The sequence below is a fragment of the Paralcaligenes ureilyticus genome, assembly GCF_004346225.1.
In the GTDB taxonomy this organism is placed as follows: domain Bacteria; phylum Pseudomonadota; class Gammaproteobacteria; order Burkholderiales; family Burkholderiaceae_B; genus Paralcaligenes; species Paralcaligenes ureilyticus.
In genome coordinates this window covers 213383-230557 of the sequence record NZ_SMAJ01000004.1, presented here as the reverse complement: position 1 = coordinate 230557, position 17175 = coordinate 213383, and the positions used below count along the sequence as shown (strand labels likewise).

At 50.5% G+C, this 17175-nt stretch carries 15 protein-coding genes and 2 pseudogenes; 9 read left to right on the top strand and 8 right to left on the bottom strand.

Annotation, left to right across the window (positions count from 1 at the left end):
• Position 1: 1 nt before the first annotated feature.
• From EDC26_RS07900 to EDC26_RS07880, 5 genes are read right to left on the bottom strand one after another with little or no spacing between them, the layout of a single operon-like run.
• A complete protein-coding gene (locus tag EDC26_RS07900) occupies positions 2–445 on the bottom strand; it encodes a GNAT family N-acetyltransferase (protein WP_132581243.1) in 444 nt (147 codons plus the stop codon).
• Complete coding sequence (locus EDC26_RS07895; RefSeq protein ID WP_132581241.1) at positions 442–1401, bottom strand: glycoside hydrolase family protein; 960 nt, start codon at positions 1399–1401, stop codon at positions 442–444. Before EDC26_RS07895 ends, EDC26_RS07900 begins: the two co-directional genes overlap by 4 nt.
• An 11-nt stretch (positions 1402–1412) precedes the next feature.
• Positions 1413–2375, bottom strand: coding sequence for a glycoside hydrolase family protein (locus tag EDC26_RS07890; protein WP_132581239.1), 963 nt, complete (start codon positions 2373–2375; stop codon positions 1413–1415).
• Between the two features lie 3 nt (positions 2376–2378).
• Positions 2379–3074: a WbqC family protein gene (locus EDC26_RS07885; RefSeq protein ID WP_132581237.1), complete on the bottom strand. Its 696-nt coding sequence runs from the start codon at positions 3072–3074 to the stop codon at positions 2379–2381.
• A 49-nt stretch (positions 3075–3123) separates the two neighbouring features.
• Positions 3124–4230, bottom strand: coding sequence for a DegT/DnrJ/EryC1/StrS family aminotransferase (locus EDC26_RS07880; RefSeq protein ID WP_132581235.1), 1107 nt, complete (start codon positions 4228–4230; stop codon positions 3124–3126).
• 820 nt (positions 4231–5050) lie between these two features.
• On the opposite strand from EDC26_RS07880, the gene rfbA reads away from it, so the two are divergent.
• On the top strand, positions 5051–5929 hold the full coding sequence (gene rfbA / locus EDC26_RS07875) for a glucose-1-phosphate thymidylyltransferase RfbA (RefSeq protein ID WP_132581233.1): 879 nt from the start codon (positions 5051–5053) through the stop codon (positions 5927–5929).
• A 2-nt stretch (positions 5930–5931) separates the two neighbouring features.
• A pseudogene (locus EDC26_RS07870) lies at positions 5932–6036 on the top strand (DegT/DnrJ/EryC1/StrS family aminotransferase); the annotation flags it as partial.
• A gap of 104 nt (positions 6037–6140) precedes the next feature.
• Here EDC26_RS07870 and EDC26_RS07865 read toward each other — a convergent pair.
• Complete coding sequence (locus EDC26_RS07865) at positions 6141–6893, bottom strand: YdcF family protein (RefSeq protein ID WP_132581231.1); 753 nt, start codon at positions 6891–6893, stop codon at positions 6141–6143.
• A 254-nt stretch (positions 6894–7147) separates the two neighbouring features.
• Between EDC26_RS07865 and EDC26_RS07855 the strand changes: the two genes are divergently transcribed.
• The 4 genes from EDC26_RS07855 (at position 7148) to vapC (ending at position 10429) form a co-directional block, all read left to right on the top strand.
• Entirely contained in the window at positions 7148–7891 is a 744-nt protein-coding gene (locus EDC26_RS07855; protein ID WP_132581227.1) for a hypothetical protein, read from the top strand.
• 266 nt (positions 7892–8157) lie between these two features.
• Entirely contained in the window at positions 8158–9615 is a 1458-nt protein-coding gene (locus EDC26_RS07850; protein ID WP_132581225.1) for an AlbA family DNA-binding domain-containing protein, read from the top strand.
• 227 nt (positions 9616–9842) lie between these two features.
• Positions 9843–10037, top strand: a complete 195-nt coding sequence (locus EDC26_RS07845) for a type II toxin-antitoxin system VapB family antitoxin (RefSeq protein WP_132581223.1) — start codon at positions 9843–9845, stop codon at positions 10035–10037.
• Entirely contained in the window at positions 10034–10429 is a 396-nt protein-coding gene (gene vapC / locus EDC26_RS07840; protein WP_132581221.1) for a type II toxin-antitoxin system VapC family toxin, read from the top strand. Before EDC26_RS07845 ends, vapC begins: the two co-directional genes overlap by 4 nt.
• 133 nt (positions 10430–10562) lie before the next feature.
• On the opposite strand, the gene rfbB is transcribed toward vapC, so the two are convergent.
• A complete protein-coding gene (gene rfbB / locus EDC26_RS07835; protein ID WP_132581219.1) occupies positions 10563–11627 on the bottom strand; it encodes a dTDP-glucose 4,6-dehydratase in 1065 nt (354 codons plus the stop codon).
• A 263-nt stretch (positions 11628–11890) separates the two neighbouring features.
• Here rfbB and pgi point away from each other — a divergent pair, with 263 nt between their 5' ends.
• Together pgi and EDC26_RS07825 are read left to right on the top strand one after the other, a co-directional pair.
• Positions 11891–13489 (top strand): glucose-6-phosphate isomerase, encoded by a 1599-nt coding sequence (gene pgi / locus EDC26_RS07830; RefSeq protein ID WP_132581217.1) that lies wholly within the window; start codon positions 11891–11893, stop codon positions 13487–13489.
• A 1911-nt stretch (positions 13490–15400) separates the two neighbouring features.
• A complete protein-coding gene (locus tag EDC26_RS07825) occupies positions 15401–15607 on the top strand; it encodes a hypothetical protein (RefSeq protein ID WP_132581215.1) in 207 nt (68 codons plus the stop codon).
• 105 nt (positions 15608–15712) lie between these two features.
• Here the strand turns inward: EDC26_RS07825 and EDC26_RS07820 are convergent, their stop codons facing one another.
• Positions 15713–15946 (bottom strand): hypothetical protein, encoded by a 234-nt coding sequence (locus EDC26_RS07820; protein WP_132581213.1) that lies wholly within the window; start codon positions 15944–15946, stop codon positions 15713–15715.
• Between the two features lie 23 nt (positions 15947–15969).
• Here EDC26_RS07820 and EDC26_RS07815 point away from each other — a divergent pair.
• A pseudogene (locus EDC26_RS07815) lies at positions 15970–16293 on the top strand (transposase); the annotation flags it as partial.
• Positions 16294–17175: the final 882 nt, after the last annotated feature.

Here is a 17175-nt window from a genome sequence, read left to right as displayed (position 1 = left end):
TTTATAAACAAAAATGCATGAAGACGGAGCCGTCCTTCAATTGATCTCTTGTAAATCCTATTCTCTCGTAAAATCTCAAAGCCGACGCATTTCCTGCCCCGACCTCTAGACATATTCGCTGAATATGTGCTGCTTTGGCATGCGCGATGCATAGATCCATCAATCTAGTAGCAACTCCGATGCCTGACCATGCTTGTAGCACGCTAACGTTGGTAATATATGCCACCCCGCCTGCTTGGTTAGCATAGACTGCCACTACGCCGACCAAACTACCGCCAGAGTAGGCTTCGAATCGAGTAGCTTTGCTCACTATCTTCTTGGCATAATCATCAATGTTTACCCGAATGCTCAACGACGGAATAAAGCGTGCATCACAACGTTTCAGATGGTCCGCAATCTGATCAGCAGTAGCCAAATTGGATATGAATTGGAGTGCGGCAGTCATCGTTCTAATACTGCAAGTCCGAAACCATACCGACCAAACTCATTACCGTTGTATAACATGTACACGTCGCCATCACACTTGAACACGTGTGGATAGCACACCATATCCGAATCCCAGCCACCGGCAGTCACATCAAGAAGGAAAGTATCATCATCCCGCGTCCACTTCACCAGGTCGTCCGACCAGGCGTGGCCGATACGATAGCCTCGATTTTTATTAGTACGAAAGTCAGATGAGTAGCGATAACAAAAAAACAAATGATAGCTACCGTCAATCTCGACTACTGTCGGCAATGCTTGGCTTTCATCTACTCCCAACCGATCTGGAATAATTTGCCGTGCCTCTTCTTTAATCCAATTGATCCCGTCGGCGGAAACAGCGTGCCCTATCTTATAGGTCCGGTCTGGTGGCGTATCCTGCGCAAAGCGCTTCCACCCAGTTCCAAAGATATACCACATATGGAACTGACCACCAATAACCTTCACAAAGCCGTCACCGACCAAACAAGGCTCGTGTGGCGACGCAGCCATAACCGGGCCATCACCGGTCCGTTGAAAGGTAAGACCGTTATCATGGCTGATCACTAATCCTATCGCGGTGTCAACCGATACCGAAACTCGACGATTCCAACCACAGGTGTAGCCGTATACAGCGTCACCATGCTGCATGACATTCATGGGAAATATGCCATGTTCATCGAAGCAACCTAACTCACCAAGCGGTACGACTGTCTTTTCAGACACACGAAGTACATCATGTAGATTTTTTCGCATGTCAACAAAAGCAATATGGCTAATATATTTCCCATTGGCTTTGTCTACCGCACGTGTCGAGAAATAGATACGAACGAAATCACGTAATACTAGCGCTTGCGGCCCTTGCGCAAACAAATGGCAGTCATTTGGCAGCTTGTGCTGAGTAGGGTCGAATATTTTGCCGAGCTTTTTCCATTTCATAGCTTCACACCTTATTCGAGTTCCCCGTCCAGCTCGGCGAGACCAAAACCATACCGCCCAACCTCATTGCCAAGATAGGCCATATAAGTTTTTCCGTCCAATTCAAACACGTGAGGGTAGCTGATCATCTCGGCGTCCCACCCGTCTTCGGACACATCAATACCCACTTTAGAATCGTTACGTACCCAATTAATCAAATTGGTACTTGAAGCATAACCAATCCGATACCCATATTTCTTGCTTCGATAATGGCCACTATAGCGATAACTAAAAAACATGTGATATTTACCGTTAGCGTAAAAAACATCAGGACTTGCTTGCGCCTCATCCTCTTCCACACGACTCTCAATTAGGTCTTTGTTAAGCTTAGTCCAATGAATTCCATCCGTGGACGACGCCATGCGAATCTTATAAACTGGCTCAGGTCGGCCATCGACAATCTTCCATTTACGTCCTGCTATGTACCACAAGTACCAACTACCATTGAAATACCGAACCTTTGGCCCGCTAAGTACAAACGGTTCGTCCGGTGAGTACGATAGAACTGGCCCTTTTCCAATTTTTGAAAAAGATATCCCACCATCCTGACTTATCGCCATACCGATTGCCACGTTGAAAGGGACGGATTCGCAGCGAGTCCAACCCGCATAGTAGGCGCGCACCTCGTCCACATGACGAATCACCGAGACCGGATAGGTGCCAAATTCGTCAAACTCGCCCAACCCTCCAAGGTCTAGGATAGGCCGATCGCTCACGCGACGCACTTGGAATAGATTTGACCGATCCAAATCAACATAAGCGGAGTAACTCACGTACTGACCATTTTTATCGGCTGGAGGGCGACACGAGAAATAGACACGGACAAAATCATCGAATATCAACACGGCTGGCGCTTGCGCGAACTCTTTCAGCCAACTGCGCCCTTCCACATCTAGCGGTGAGAAAACCCTACCAAGCTTTTTCCACTTAAACATTATTTAAATCAACTTATAGTTAGTTAAAATACGGCCTATCTCTTCCGGAGAATTAAACATTATCACATCGATAATTGAAAGCCAGGGGACAAATGTATTATCTAACTGTGTGTAATTAATCGGGTTTGTTTGAAGAAATGCCAAATCAATGCCCCTGTCTCGAAAAGCTTCCTTCGAATAGAGCTCTATGCCACCAATTGCATTAATATATCCACTCGCGCCGATAGCATCACACAGAGCTATGACCTTATCTTGACCTTTCAAACTGTGGTCAATATCGATATCCGAAGAAATTTTTATTTCAGTTTTGATTCCCAAATGCTCACATACTTTTATAATAGAATGGTGTAAATAACGAAACAGGTTGGCATCCTGATACAACATAATTTCTTCGAGAAGCGAACGTGTGCGGGTAAAGTGAGGTGCACGAGAATATGCACCCTCTAGTTGCTTAAGTAATTTTGTACGATCAAAGCTTGCTGCCAATTCTCGTGCGCATACATCTAAGTAATCTGAATCATTCTTTAATGGCAGTGAAAATACCACATCTTTCCCATCGCGCAACATTCGATTACGATTAATCCAACCTTTCTTTGTGTATTTAATGTTGTCGTACACAATGAATAGGTCAACAGCTGCGATTAGCTGAAAATACCCAATATAAGGTAGGAAATACGGCTGCATGATGGCCAGTTTCATTCGGGCCTCAAGGAAAAGTAATTTGTTTGTACCTGACTACTCATCTCTATTACGCCTTAATCAAACAAGCAATCTCTTCTATAAGCGATGTAGCAAGGCCTGGATAAATTGGCAGGCAAAGAACTTGACATGCGGCGACGGCGGCAGCCACTAAATTGCCGTGCTGCGCAGAAGGTAAGCCACGATACATAGAAAAACCTGAGATTAGTGGGTAAAAATATCGCCGAGGGTGGATTCCATGATCTTTCAGTTTTTGATATAAACCGTCTCGAGTAATCGAGTAGTTCTCATCCACGAGAATAGGAAAATATGCATAGTTCGCCCGTTTTTCGCCAGCATCATTCAAGCAATGTATGCCTTTTATACCAGCTAACAGTTCACGATAGCGCGAGTCGATTTCTTTGCGACAGTCAATGGCATAATCTACATGCTTCAGTTGCAAAAGCCCCAATGCAGCATTAAATTCGCTCATTTTCCCATTAATACCTGGGGCAACTACATTAGTTTCACCAACATGGCCAAAATTCTTGAGTTGGTCTATTCGTATTTTCGTTTTCTCATCCGGGCAAATGATAGCTCCGCCTTCAAACGTATTAAACACTTTCGTTGCATGAAAGCTCAATACACTTAAATCGCCATGTCTCAGTATGCTTCCATTGTCATCCTGTACTCCAAACGCATGAGCAGCATCGTAAATTACCCGCAAATTGTAGTTATCCGCAATTTTCTGGATGGCTTCGACTTCACACGGATGCCCGTAGCAGTGCACTGGCATAATGGCGGTTGTTTGCGGGGTAATAGCAGCTTCAATTTTTGCTGGATCAAGGTTGAGAGTCCTCGAATCAATATCTACAAAAACAGGTTTTATCCCATTCCACAACAACGAATGAGTAGTAGCAACGAAAGAATAGGGTGTAGTAATTACTTCACCAGTTATACGCAATGCCTGCAAGGCGGTGAGGAGCGCAATGGTCCCGTTGTTAAATAAAGAAATATGTTCAACGCCAAGATAATCGCACAGAGCCTGTTCCAGTTGCTGGTGCATGGGTCCACTGTTAGTAAGAATTTTGCTAGCCCAGATTTGCTCCAAGTAAGGCATAAACTCTTCCAGAGGTGGAAGATAGGGCTGAGTAACATAAATCGGCTTATCGCCCATAACACTTTCTCGATTAATAACAACAGGTAATTTTCGCGGCTATTTTTTCTAAAAAACTGGGCCATTCACATTGTAGTGTCCAAATCATTTAAAATGGCAGCACCGTCGTAGGCGCAACATCGCGTCGACTCCTATTTGTTGCATCCCTGCTTCCATAAACAGTATGGAATCCTATAACCGCCGGCCCACGTGAATCACCGTTCCAATGTTCGCATGTCTAGCTTTAACGTTTTTCAGGGAAACCCCGCATCCGTAGTAGCCAATTGCTGGAGCATGTCCGCCGTAACGCGTTGCGGATTAAAAATGCTAGCTTGAATGGATTTAACTAGCAATAAACGCCTCAATCGGTAGTATGCACCACAACATTAGCCAAATATTACTGCTTTTTATTTTAAGTTAAAATATTATGACCAATAGAAATATAATACCGAACCAGGGCACTGAATAGAAAGCGGTTACGTTGAAAACTGGATTCCCAGTACCAGTCTTTGATATAGTGCTTGCGCTAGACCTGATTCATCATCTTGATGGCGCCCAAGCTATAAATGTAATGTAACTTGCGTCTGAGGCGCTTAAACCAAGCAACTGTTTGCTGACTATACATAGATCATGCTTGGGGACTAATCGCAAAACCCCATTGCCCGCTTCTAATCCCTAATGAGCTAGAACAAAATATACCGATACCGCAGATTACGAGCCGATATCAAGCCAGGCCTTCGACTGCTCCGACTGGAAATTCGACACCAAGCGTGGACTCCTTATACTCATTGTTTTATGAAATGTACAAAATAAAGCTTCGGCTTAAAAACAGGAAGCACCCTTGAAAGCTATCATTCTCGCCGGCGGCAGCGGCTCTCGCCTCTATCCGCTTACACAGGTTTCCAGCAAACAGTTGCAAGCGGTTTTCGACAAGCCCATGATTTACTACCCGCTCACTATCTTGATAGCGGCGGGTGTGCGTGAGATTTGTCTAATCTCCACTCCTCTTGACCTTCCACGGTTCCAGCAACTACTGGGCGACGGCGCTCACTGGGGCGTCTCTATTCAGTATCGTGAACAGGCTCGTCCCGAAGGCATCGGCCAAGCGTTTTTAATTGCCGAAGACTTTGTCGGCAACGACAATGTCGTGCTAATGCTGGGCGACAACATTTTCTCGGGCGGCGACGACTTCCCCCGATCCATGGCCGAGTTTCAGGGTGGCGCCACCATTTTCGCGTACCGAGTCAAAGACCCGGAGCGTTACGGGGTGGTGGAGTTTGACCGTGATGGCAAGGCGCTATCGATTGAAGAAAAGCCGGCCGCTCCGCGCAGCAATTTTGCCGTACCGGGTATTTATATCTACGACAATCGCGTTCTTGAAATCGCAAAATCTCTCCACCCTTCCGCTCGCGGCGAGCTAGAAATTACGGATATCAATCGGGCCTATATGGAACAGGGGCAGTTGCAGGTGCATCGCTTAAGCCGCGGTTTTGCGTGGCTAGATGCCGGCACAAGCACCTCTTTGCAAGAAGCATCGTCCTATATAGAAGCCATCGAGCGCCGCCAGGGAATAAAAATCGGTTGCCCGGAAGAGGCGGCGCTGGTGCGCGGCTTTTTAAGCCTGGCCAAATTTGACGCCTTGGTACAGCAGATGCCCAAATGCCAGTATCGGGAATATTTGGTGACCGTAGCGGACGAGACCCGCAAATTAAGGGGATGAACGGTGTACCCGTGTTCGTCGATATTAGAGAAGATACGCTCAACATTGACGAACGCTTAATCGAAGCCGCCATTACCCCGCGAACCAAAGCCATTGCGCCCGTCCATTGACGATCCCAATCGGTTCTTTCTTCTGTTCTCGTGCCATGGCTCTTCTCCTTGAAGATAATAATAGGCCCGAACACAAAATTTCAGACACTCTCAGCCAGCTTTTAACTGCCTGATAATTTATACCAGGCGATTCCGATCCATTCGTGAAGAGCGATGTTTGATTTGTTTAACGCGCGCGCTTGCGGAATAAACTTCAACACGGAATTACGCGGTACGTTCTGGAAAACGGTCGGAGCCGGAATCACGGTAAACCCCGCGCGCTCGAAACTCGTCTTTGCCCGCCGCATATGCCAAGCGTGGGTAATTAGAAGAATTTGGGTGATCCCCTCTTTATGAACCAACCCCCACGACATCTGCGCGTTTTGCATTGTATTGTCCGACTTCGATTCGACCCATTTGACCGGAACGTTGAAAATCTGCGTCAACTCACGTTGCATGACGTCTGCTTCTGCTTCCCCGCCAAAGGGGCTGCCTCCTGTAACCAAGATCGGAAGATGGGTTTTCTGATATAGGTAAGCCGCGTAAGTGACTCGCTGTAGCCCTTCGGGGCTTAACGAACTTGCCTGGTATTCAGGCTGGTCAAGATTGATTCCGCCTCCCAAAACCACCATTGCTTGGGCACCATGGGTTTCAGAGCCCTGTATGGCGGGATAAATTTCAAGCGATTGAACCAGCTTATCAGAAACTACCGGCATACTTAAAACAGACAGTGCGGCGATGCTGAGCGCAAAAAGCATCTGGCCGGATTTTTTGTATTTGCCTTTGAGCAGGAAATAACTGATCACCAGCAGAATCAGAAAATTCAGCGGCAATAGTAAAGCTTGCGAAATAACTTTAGTAAGAATCAGGCTCATTGGCTATGTTTTTGCTGGTGGCGGTGATCGAACGGGGTATTTTCGCATGAGGTTCTGTGTCTTGTGGAATTTTCGGGCGCCCTATTGTGATGCCAGCCTTACTGCTGAATCCCTTCGCCGTGTCCACGCTCAGTTTTTACGTTGTCGACGGATCAAAGCCGCGCAGTATTTGTTGAACTTCTAGCGTCCTCCACGTATAGTTTTCGAGTCTCGGGCCGTTTCTGCCCACAAGTGAGGGTAGAGGTCATACAAACATGATAGCGAATCCATGGCAGGTTCAGATTTACGGATGGGGATCCGATTTAGAGCATCTTGCTCAATATTTTGTATCGACTCCTCGTAGAATCGTTAAAGATGAACGCGATGCCAGCTTCCTCTACGAGTCCGATACCTTTGAAGGTTACGACCAGCCCGACCAGGTGTTAAAGCTTGCAAACGAAGAACTACATGTTCTCTCTGGCGTACTAAAAGTTACGCGAAACTCACCCGAACCACTCCGCACAGGCGGCGTGTATAAGAAAAACGCTTCCGGCGGAAAGGATGCCTTTATCTACATCTCCGAGACATTACACGTCCACGATGAAGTCGATGAGGTCACAATCACGAGCATCGACCACCATGGGAACACCATCACTAGGCCAATTCCCCCACCAAGGACAGTCGCAATCGCTCAACTTGCCGCCGCCGACGCTGCAGTCGCAAAAGTAATGAGACTGTTTGCAGCACCCGACCACAAGTCCTGGGTTAGTATGTACCGAATTCACGAAGTGATAGAGGCAGATACAGGGGGTGAGCACAGACTCAAAACGCGTGGGTGGGGTTCAGTACAAGACTTGAGTCGCTTCAAGCATTCAGCCAATTCTGTCACTGTGGCGGGTGATTCTGCACGCCACGGCAAGGAACTTGCCCGGCCGCCCACAAACCCTATGACCATAGATGAAGGCGTCGCCTACCTGAACTATGTATTGCAATCATGGCTATCGTCGAAAAGTGCGTAATTTCGTTAACGACAGCATGGCGGCTTAAATCACCATGCATACGGGATGGCATTATTGAGTTGCGGCGCAAACACAATCAGGCCGAGCCCATTTCAAAGACCATAGGGTTTCGTATTTTGACAACAAGCCGCCAGCGAACTGATCAGACCGCCAGAGGTGAGCCCATGCAAGTCCGTATCAACTGGAAGGATCGCCAATGACCACAGTCAACTTGCTCACCGAGTTTATCGGCAACGTTATGCCGCGTTATCTGCACGAGGACTGAGATGATCGAGCCTCTAGACGTGTTGTTGCGTTTGGCTGAAGGAAAAACGCTGGAATTCAAACGCGACCTTTCGTCGCCTAAAAATGTGCTGAAAACACTTATCGCTTTCGCCAATACAGCGGGCGGGCGATTGGTTATTGGTATGGCCGACAATCGCCAGATACCTGGCATAGCAGATCCGCTTAACGAAGAGGAGCGACTGGGAAGTTTGATCGCGGATTCCATTGCTCCGCGCCTGGTGCCCAATATCGAGATGATTACCTATCAGAATAGCAATCTTCTAATGGTTGAAGTTTTCTCTAGCGGCCTGCGCCCACACTACCTAAAGTCCGAAGGTGACACCCAAGGCGTATACGTACGGCTAGGCTCCAGCAATCGTCGGGCAGATCGAGAATTAATTGCCGAGCTGCGCCGTTCCGCCGAAGGTATCGTGTTCGATGAGCTACCCATGACGGAGCTCAGCACAAATGATTTGGACCTGGCTGCTGCTTCCAAGCTATTTTCAGCTCAGCGTACTCTGACAGAGCAGGAACTGCTCACGCTTCGGCTGCTAACCCGAGAGCAGGGCCGGCTGGTGCCCACGAAAGGCGCCCTGTTACTGTTTGGGAAGAATCGCCAAAGATACTTTCCAGATGCATGGATACAGTGCGGGCGTTTTCTGGGCAAAGACAAAACTCATATCTTCGACCATATCGAAATTAATACTCATCTGCCGCTTGCCGTGGAAGAGGTAATGGGCTTTTTAAAAAAGCACGCTATGCGCGGTGCGGAAATTTCAGAGATCCGCCGCAAGGACGTGTGGAGCATCCCCCTCGTGATGCTACGCGAGGCCATCATCAATGCCTTGGTGCACACTGACTATTCACAAACAGGCGCTCCAATCCGTGTTGCCTTTTACGATGACCGTATCGAAGTGGAAAGCCCCGGCATCCTGCTGCCGGGCATGACTATTGAAGACATGAGGCAAGGTGTGTCACGGCTACGCAACCGTGTCATTGCTCGCGTCTTTCGCGAACTAAACCTGATCGAACAATGGGGTAGTGGCGTGCGCCGGATTTTTAGCGAAGCAGAAGCGCTGGGATTGCCGACGCCTGATATTACGGAAATAGGCATGCGCTTGCGGCTAACCGTTTTCCTGGCCAAACCGATGGTATTGGAACAAGTCGCCCCCCAATACGAGCCTGAGCTAGAGTCACGGCTAGAGTCACGGCTAGAGTCACGGCTAGAGTCGAAACTGGCGGCTAGGGTCATTACTTTGCTTGCGGAGGCTGAGGCGGGTAAGGCTTTACTGGCCGAAGCGCTGGGCCACAAAACGGTTTCGGGGGAGCTGCACAAACAGATTCGTCGACTGCTGGATCAGAAGCTGATTGAGATGACACTCCCCGATAAGCCCAACAGCCGTTTGCAAAAATATCGCCTCACAGCACAAGGCCGAACCATGGTTGCCGGATCCAGGTGAGGCCATCATGGTTCGGCATTTGGGGGGTGTATTGATTGGGGCGATTGTGACACCCACAAGGGGTGCCGCTACAACAGCCTTGGCCATCCAGGACGGTATCTAAAAACGTGCCCGTCACTATGTAGTGGCAGCCCTTGTGGCTGCCAAAATCGTTGACATGGCTTACCGTTGGTCAGCGGCTTGGCGACCCGCTATAATGTGTATTAAACATAATTAGGATACACATTATGCGCACAAATATTGTGATCGACGATACGTTAATGGAAGATGCATTGCGCTTGACCGGGTTGAGGACAAAGCGAGAGGCCGTCGAATTGGGCTTGCGTACATTGTTGCGCTTGCGCCAGCAGGAAGAAATCCGGCGTTTCCGCGGCAAGCTTAACTGGCAGGGCGACCTTGACGCGATGAGGCTCGACAAATGATTTTGGTAGATTCCAGCGTCTGGATCGACTTCTTTCGAGGTACCGCTACACCACAAACCGACAGACTGGACGCTTTATTGGGAAGCGAGCCCTTGGCAGTGGGCGACTTGGTCCTGGCCGAGGTGCTTCAGGGGTTCAATAGCGATCGAGACTTTAACCAGGCGCGCACACTCCTGACTTCCTTGGCGGTGGTGGAGTTGGGCGGACAACACATTGCCATTCAGGCGGCACGCAATTTCCGGATTTTGCGAACACATGGTGTAACGGTAAGAAAAACCATGGATACGCTCATTGCAACCCGATGCATTGAAAGTGATTTTGCGCTCTTGTTCAGCGACCGGGACTTCGAACCATTCGTAGAGCATTTAGGCTTGCGCTCAGCCGATTGGTAGACTGAAGTCAAAAATAACATGATGGCACCCACAAGGGGTGCCGCTACAAGACTCATGGGTACGTGTTGTAGCGGCACCCCTCGTGGGTGCCATTTTTAACCCTCAACCCAACAAAAAAAAACGACTCGGTAGTTTAAATTTCCGCACCCAGCCGTTCCCGTCTATAGCTTCCATCTTGCACGCGGCGGCACCATTCCTGGTTATCCAGATACCATTGCACAGTTTTGCGGATCCCGGTGTCAAAAGTTTCTTGCGGCGTCCAGCCTAGTTCTTTTTGAATTTTGCTTGCATCGATCGCGTACCGCAGATCATGCCCCGGGCGGTCTTTTACGTAGGTGATCAGGTCGCTGTAGTGGGCAACCCCTGCAGGTTTGTTGGGGGCCAGCTCTTCCAGCAAAGCGCATAGCGTCTGAACCACATCGATATTCTTCTTCTCGTTATGGCCGCCGATATTGTAGGTTTCACTTACCTTGCCTTTGGACATCACCGCATACAGCGCCCGCGCGTGGTCTTCCACATATAGCCAATCGCGCACCTGCTGCCCCTGGCCATACACCGGCAAGGGCTTGCCTTCCAGCGCATTCAGTATCATCAACGGGATCAGCTTTTCAGGAAAATGATACGGGCCGTAGTTGTTTGAGCAGTTGGTGATTAAGGTAGGCAGCCCGTAGGTGCGATGCCAGGCGCGCACCAGATGGTCGGAACTGGCCTTGCTGGCCGAATATGGCGAGCTGGGGGCATACGCGGTGGTTTCGGTGAATAGCGCCGCGGGGCCCTCCAGGTCGCCAAACACCTCGTCGGTGGAAATATGATGCAGGCGAAAGGCGGCTTTGTGTGTGTCTGCCAGATCCTGCCAATACGCCCGCGCCGCTTGCAGCAAAGTGTAGGTGCCTACGATATTGGTGTGGATGAATTCGGCCGGGCCGTCGATGGATCGATCGACATGCGATTCGGCGGCCAAGTGCATCACCGCGTCGGGCCGATGTTGGCGAAACACCCGGTCTAGTTCCTGGCTGTTGCAGATATCGATGTGCTCGAAAGCGTAGCGTGGGTTGTTCGCGACCTGGGTCAGGGATTCCAGGTTGCCGGCATAGGTTAGTTTGTCGACGTTGACAACAGAATCTGGAGTGTCGCGAATAATGTGACGGATAAGCGCCGAGCCGATAAAACCTGCCCCGCCGGTGATGAGGATTTTCATATGGGTTTTTTCAGAATGCGCGCGTGGGGGTTTGGTGGGAAAGGGGTTTAGTTTAACAAGATGGCAGCCACGAGGGCTGCCACTACGTTAGCGGCGGGTGCGTTTCGTAGGTGCCGTTGTGGGTGCCATTCCTGGCTTGCAAAAAAATGCCAGCCACAAGGGCTGGCCCTACAGAATCTACGAGCACGTCTTTATAGTGGCCGCCCTTGTGGCTGCCATTTCAGCGATAATGGCCGCTGCCCCAAACTCAAGCAAACGCCAACATGCCAATCACCACATCCGATCACCCGCCCCTTCCCCTGCCCTTGCCGCAGCTACCCGAATGGGCGGCTTTTGTGGCGGCGGCGAAGGCGGCGTCTATTCGGGTGAACGATCTGCGGCTTGTGACGGCGGCGGGCCTGCAGCTGGATTTAAGCGGCCAGAGCCAGTCTCCTGCGATGAGCGCCTGCGCCAAAGCTTTATTGAACACACGGCACTTCGACTCCCTGCGCACGCAGCTATTGGCCGGCCAGGTCGCCAATGCCACGGAGAACCGTGCCGCCTGGCATACCGCCTTGCGCGAGCCGGCGCCCATTGACGAAGTCGCGGCCGAACGGCGGCGCATGAACGAATTCGTACGCCTGGCCGATTCCGAGCGCCGCTGGCGCAATATCGTGCACATCGGCATCGGCGGCAGCGACTGGGGCGTGAGGCTGGCCGTCAGCGCCTTCGGCTACCAGGGCATGTGGCGCAACGTGCGCTTTGTGGCCAATATCGATGGCCATGCCATTGCGGGTGGGCTAGCCGGACTGGATCCGCGCGACACTCTGATTGTGCTGGCCTCAAAATCGTTTACCACGGCCGAAACGCTGCAAAACGGCCAACGGGCTGTGGAATGGCTGCGTGCTGCGGGCGTGGCGAATCCCATGGGCCAAGTGGTGGCGATTACCGCCAGGCCGGAAGTCGCGCGTGCCTGGGGAGTGCCGGACGCGCATATTTTCAAACTATGGGATTGGGTGGGAGGCCGTTTTTCGGTGTGGTCATCGGTCAGTCTGACGACGTCGCTGGCAGTGGGTTCTGAAGTCGTGGCAGGCATGCTGGCCGGCGCGGCCGCGATGGATGCGCACTTTGCGCAGGCACCCGCCGCGGAAAACGCCCCCATCCAGATGGCCATGGCCGGCATTGTGAACCGCAGCGTGCTGGGTTATGGGTCTTTGAATATTGCGCCCTATGATTTCCGGCTGGCGAATCTGGTGCCCTACATTCAACAGCTGGAAATGGAGTCATTGGGTAAATCGACCGGCCTGGATGGCCAACCCGCATCGGTGCCTACGGGCCCCGCCGTATGGGGCATGCCGGGAACCGATGCGCAGCACACCTTCTTTCAGTGGCTGCATCAAGGCAGCGACGGCGCGCCGGTGGATTTCATCGTGTGCCAGGAAGCCGAGCACGACTGGCCGGAGCATCATAAAAGCCTGCTGGCCAATTGCCTGGCGCAGCGCGAGGCCCTGCTGCGCGGTAAAACCTACGAAACGGCGTTAGACGAGTGCGTGGCCGAAGGCATGCCTATGGATAGGGCCAGGTGGCTGGCCCGGCATCGTGTGCATACGGGCGGGCGCCCTTCCAACCTGATCGTGCTGCCCAGCCTTACTCCCTACACCTTGGGATCTTTGCTGGCCTTGTACGAGCACAAAGTGTTTGTGCAGGCGGTGGTGTGGGGCATTAACCCCTTTGATCAATGGGGAGTGGAGTATGGGAAAGTGCTGGCCAAGGGCATTATGAAAGAGCTCTCGGCGGATAATGCGGCAGAGAATAGGGCCAGCCACCATGATGCGTCTACGGCGCATTGGGTGAAAGCATTTGCGAAATCGTTGGGGGTTTAGTTACAGGATCATTGGCAAGAGGGACTATTTGCGGGGAATGCGGCGGCTCAATCTCTTTGTGATAATCGTCTCAATGGAAATTTAAAAGCGATCACGTGGCCGTCGATCCATCCCGGCTTGCGGGGTGGGTTTGCTCTTCTGGGTTCTTACAGGCGTCACTATTGACCGATGCCCATGAACCTTTTTGCCGTAGTAAGTGCTCGCAACATTGCCCGAGCAGCCTATTTCCACACCAACTTCCTCTGAGGTCAACCCAGCTCTTTTCCGGTTGGACGCATACTGGCCTCGCATCAAATACAGGGTAAATGGGGGTCTGCTCTTGCCGAAAACACTCCGGCACAATGACCAAAGATACACGCGATTATTGTTGTAGTAGGCAGAAAACAACTTCCCGGACTGTAAATGCCGCTGGATGAGCGCCAATTGCGTATCGACCCAAAAGCGCTCATCGGGAGCCACCTTTACGATACGGGTTCTCCTCTCAGGCGCTAGCGCCGTTGACAACGAAGGAAGGGCGTAACTACGTTTAGTTTTGGCGGTTTGAACGAAAAGCGCCTCGTGCTTATCAGAGGCCCAGCAGGCCGTAGCCCATTCCACGGGACGCAGACCTGTCGCAAGTCCCGCTTGCAACCAGATGAGCAATTGCGACGCTCGATGATTCCTACGCCGATCGGCAGCATGGCCCTGTCGGCTACTCAACTCAGCCATCAATGTTCCGAACGCCCTCCTATTAAAAGTCCGTGAGTGGCTGGATCTCGAGCTATACAAACTAGCGGTTAGACCGGGCTTGTGGCCCTTATAACCAGAAGCCGGCGCACCCTCTCGCAACAAACGCGTGGCATCAAGAATAGTCTGCGTCGCGGGAAACATGTTTAACACGTACAGTAGGCCGCAGCGATAATTGATAAAAGTCTTCGGACGCAAATTCGGTGCCATCCTAAGTAACATCTCGGCCAGCCCCACAAGCGGCGTGTCTCGCACGCTCCCTCCTGGGTGCTCGTTAGCATACTTACGAAGAAGCGTCTTCACATAACCACGGTATTGTGTAACTGTCGCGGACGAAATCTCCCTCGGATGACCTACTGTCCCGATTGCTCGCTCATAATGACACGTGTGCTCATTAATGTTTCCGGGAGAAGATTTATCGGTATTTGAATCAATGTTGGATGACGTTGACATAATTAATCCAAGAAATTTTATCAATTTTCGTTGGCCACATAGGCATCGAAGAATTAGTCTGACGCTTTTATATAAAGTTCCTTCTTAGTCTTAAACTAGTGCAATGTAATTTGCAAAAATATAATCAAAGAATGTAATGTTATTAGAATCACAACATACAGTCATTTCTTAAAAGCCAATTCTAAAGAGGCATACGGCACAATGCGTTTGTCGATCTTATGGAAACTATATTGCGTTACATCAAAATCAATTTAATTCAATTCAATTTAATTTGGCTGCTTGAGGGGGCCGATTGAGTACTGCCATAGGCAGCATGATTGATTTACTTTCAACAAGATTGCCAATTATTGTTCGGAATTTAATTGTATTCAATATGAATCATTATCAATAAAAAACTTCATTTATATAAAATGATTAAATGTACCAAAAAGACATTTTTATAGATTGAAAATCACTCAGTATGATTAACAATGACTCCAAATCACCTTTAACAGATAATCTTCGCTTTGCAATGCATATTCATCGTATGACGGTAATGGGCTTACCATCTTATTCTGCCTATCCACGTTAAATAATGTGGGCATCTCGTATGGATTTGAAGCCTTTACTCGACTCAAACCTACTTGAACTGGCCCAACCGCAACATGACCGCCCCCCGTTTACCGGTTCGCGTCTGTGTTTTTTGGGAATTATCTGGCGACAGGATCTAGCGGGCCAATTCGGCCTCCACGCATGTCGCCACAAGAGACAACAGCTTCTTCAGGCCCCAACCTGATCGGCATCACTGATCTTCTTGCGCACAGGGGCGACCTTGCCGCCACGCTCGGCAAGGTCGCCCAGCGCCCCTCACTTTTAGGATTGCGGCTTTATGGCGGATTGGAAGCCTCCACCCCCAACAACATCGATTGTGCCAAAGTGGGAGTGTTAAACCCACACTAAACAAAGAGGAGCATCCGTCATGATTGATTTTTTCTGAAAGCCATGCAGCGCAAAATCAAAGGTATCTTGAACACCGTCCGGTATGCCCCTTAGAACGAATGGCACTTACTTTGGCCGCTGCGCCCCCCCATCGAGGAGGATGTCGTCGCGAGCAAGGCCGAGATGCTTCTTCAACCACGGGTAGGGTTTGGGCCTTCGTTTTCGCTGTCGCGTCTCGACCCGGCCGGGCCGGTGTCCGACCCTTGACTGGGCGATGAGGCCAAAGAGTTCGGTGTCGAGCGCCAATCCGAGCCCGTGCCAGTGGATCCACAGTTGCAAGGTGTGCTTGAAGCTTAGCATTCGCGGATCCACGTCGGCATGGCTGGCACGGCTACAGCAACTTAGCAGCCATGGGGTATGGTCACGAATCGGTTGTCCTGCACAGCGACATAGAGAAGGTCAAGAAGTCACTGCCAATGATTCATCTGGTCTTCTCCAATCTGAAGACGTGGCTGCTCGGTACGCACCACGGCGTGAGTGCGCAGCACCTGCCTGCCTACCTCAACGAATTCGTGTTCCGCTTTAACCGACGGTTTTACCCAATGACCGCGTTCGCCTCGGCGCGGGGGGTTGCAGTTCGCGTTACCGCGCTGACCTACGATGAGTTTTACGCCATGCAGGATTCGCCTGCGCCGAAAAAACTTTAACCACTATAGGCAGTGTCTTTGGGTGCCAACCGCATAGGCATAGATCCTTCTTGGTCGATCCAAGCAAAAAGAGCCCTTTTATGCGCTGTTCCATCTGTAGATCATGCCCAAATAGGTATAACGTTACAAGTTACCTACCTCCGATAGTTACCCGCGCGTCAAAACACATCGGCGGGAACCGTATTTGCGTCGAAGCTTGATTTTATTGGCTTCACGTACGTCAAACGCATCAGCGAATACTACAAATTAATCTTTGAGACCAGAGGGTCGAAGGTTCGAATCCTTTCGCCCCAACCATAAGAGTCAAGGGCTGACATGATCATTCATCGTAAGCCCTTTACCATTTTTACCTCGTAATTGAATTTTATCCCATGTTTGCGCCACTAAATTTCTACCTTTTACCTTTATGATCGCCAGGGACGTTTTCAGGAACGTAATACCTTGCAAATAGCGCCGGGTGATCAACTCTCGTTTCTAATTCCTGGAATTCCAGGAATTAGACCAGCGAGCGAATTTGCGCCTATATAGGCATTTAGAGCACGTTTGGAATGAACGTTGGCTGAGCCGTGTCCGCCACCTGTAGGGCTTCCTGATGCACCGATTCTCCACCGCGTTGCTCCCCTCTCCTATTTTATTCAATGTGCGGTTTTGAAAACGGAGAAAACCGGAAGCGTTGTTTAGAAGCGGGCGACGGCTAAAGAAGAGAAGCCCCACCTCCAGCCCGAAGGGCTGACGCCGCCCTGGCGAGGTCAGCCTTCAATTCGCGGGCCACTTAAGCTCCCAGACGAGCAGATCCAGCACGGGGCAACGCGCGAAAACATGGCTACGGCGACAGGTGCCCTCAACGATCAGATGACCGGCTAGCCCCAAGGCACTTTTTAG